Source organism: Rhodococcus sp. RS1C4 (assembly GCF_002258225.1).
GTDB classification, from domain to species: domain Bacteria; phylum Actinomycetota; class Actinomycetes; order Mycobacteriales; family Mycobacteriaceae; genus Rhodococcoides; species Rhodococcoides fascians_E.
On sequence record NZ_NOXZ01000071.1, the window covers coordinates 1 to 2,477 of the forward strand.

Genomic DNA, 2,477 nt, shown 5'->3' on the forward strand with positions numbered 1-2,477 from the left:
AGGTGTCGAGTGAGGTGGTGTGGTCGTGGTGGGTGAGCCAGTGGAGGAAGCTCGGGTAGGTGGTGTCGGGGAGTGCGGGTGTGGTGGGGTTGTTGTAGGTGCGGAGCAGTGTGGCGATCAGTGGCGGGGTGGACCAGCCGTCGGTGATGGCGTGGTGGACGGTCAGGATGAGGGTGTGCTGGTCGGCTGCGGTCGTGACCGCGGTGACGCGCATCAACGGCGCCTCGTCGAGCGCCAACGGGATCGTCCGGTCTGCGTCGATGATCGCCGCGATCGCGTCCGTGTCGTACGTATCGATATCGGTATGCGAAAGAGTGACGGTGGCATCGGTGGGGATCACTGCGACGTATTCGCCGTTCGCAGCGGGTGTGATCGCGGCCTTGAGGTTGGGGTGTGTGTCCGTGAGTCGATCAAGGGCGATGCGGAGCCTGTCCAAGTCGAGCAGCCCGGTCACCGTCACCGCAGTGTGGGTGAGGTACACGTCGGTACCGGACACAGCGCCGAGCATGGATTCGAAAACCATGCCGTGTTGGAGTGGTGTCAGTGGTTGGACGTCGGTGAGGTCGCCGTAACGCTCTTCCCATGCGGTGACATCGTTGTAGGTGAGACCGGTGGCGGTGAAGTCGGTCAGTGAGCGTCGGCTGCGGCCGGTGTAGGCGGCGAGGCATCGCAGCGTGGCTGTCCACAACTGGACGAGTTCGTGTGCTTGTTCGGTGGTGAGAATTTTCTCGGCGTAGGCGAAGGAACCGTCGAAGACGGTCGCGCCGTCGGCGTCCGACACCGCGGCGATGTTGGCGTCGACAACTGCGGCGGCGGGAAGCTCTGCGGGCACGTGTCCACGGATGCCCGGGATTTCGGGGGCGCTGGTCCAGGAGCGGTCACCAGCTGTGCCGCTGGTGAAGTTACCAAGGTAGTTGAATCCGATGTCCGGAATGTTCTGTGGGAGAGCAGCTTCGGTGTTGAGGTGGGTGAGTATGCCGTAGCCGATGCCGCGGTCCGGGACGCGTGCGAGTGTGTCTTTGATGCGTAGTACGGCGTCGGCGGCGAGGGTGGGGTCGGTGAGTGTGTCGATCGGGTCGAGGTCGGTGAGGTCGGCGAGGATCGGGTACCAGGTGGTGAACCAGCCGATCGAGCGGGAGAGGTCTGCTCCGGGGACCAGGGTTTCTTGGCGGCCGTGGCCTTCCATGCCGATGGTGACCGGGCGTGGCTCGAGGCCGTGGCGTGCGCGCCATGCGCAGGTCGCGATGCCCAGTGCGGTGAGGAGGATGTCTTCGACGCTCGCCGAGAGGGCGGTGGTGATGTCGCCGATGAGGGTAGCGGTGAGGTCGGCGGGAACCGTGACCTCGATCTGTCCGGTTGTGGCGTGAGTGTCGCGCTCCGGGTCGACGCTCCGCTCGCCGAAGAGAGGCTGTGTGGCGTCGGCGACGGTGTTCCAGTGCTCGAGTTGGTCGGTGAGGTGGGGGTCGCGTGCGCGTTCGGTCAGTGCGTGGGTCCATGTGGTGATGGAGGTTCCGGCGGGGAGCAGGTCGTCTTCGGTGGCGCCGGTTTCGAGTGCCCAGGCGTGTGCGAGGTCGTCTTGAAGGATGCGCCAGGAGACGCCGTCGACAGCGAGGTGATGGATCACCATGACGAGGCGGCCGGTGGCATCACTGGAGGTGGTGCACCACATTGCGCGCCAGAGGATTCCGTTCGTCGGATCCATCTGATCGGACATTCGGGTGACGAGGTCGTCGACTGTCGTCAGCCATTGCGGGCTCGACCAACCGTCCGACGTCGTCAGCGATTGGATCGGCGATTCGACCGTTGTGGAGGGAAGCGTGAACTCCCAGGTTTCGGAGCGGCGAAGGCGAGCGCCGAGCGTGGGGTGGGCTGTGGCGATCCTGTTGAGGACTCGGTGCAGGGTGTCGGTGGTGAGGTCGGGTGGGGTGGTGAAGATGAAGGATTGGGTGAAGTGGTCGAAGCCGGGTCGGTAGAGGTAGCTGGCGGCGATCGGCCACAGTGGTGAGGTGGTGACCGTGGTGGGTCCGGTTTCGGTGTGGGTCTGGGTGTGGGTGTCGGCGATTCGTGCCAGGGCGCTGATGGTGCGGTGGGTGAAGATGTCGGCGGCGGTGATGGTGATGCCGGCGCGGCGGGCTGCGGTGACGACCTGGATGGAGGAGATGGAGTCGCCGCCGAGGCGGAAGAAGTCGTCGTCGATCGACAGTGGGGTGTCGGTGGGCAGGTGCAGGATGTCGGCGAAGACGGTGGCGAGGGTGGTTTCGGTGACCGTGGTGGGGTGTTGTCCGCCGGTGAGTGCTCCGGTGAGGTCGGGTGCGGGTAGTGCGCGGCGGTCGAGTTTGCCGTTGGGGGTGACCGGGACGGTGGTGATGGGAATGAACACGGTGGGGATCATGTAGTCCGGTACCCGTGCGGTCAGATGCTCCCGCAGTTCGTCGTCGGTGACGTCGGTACCGACGTAATAGGCGGCAAGGTATTTG

At 65.1% G+C, this 2,477-nt stretch carries 1 protein-coding gene; it reads right to left on the reverse strand.

All coding sequences use genetic code 11. From position 1 onward, the window contains the following. Positions 1-2,477: condensation domain-containing protein (locus CH289_RS27830; RefSeq protein ID WP_256977627.1), on the reverse strand; the 2,477-nt coding region annotated here is incomplete at both ends.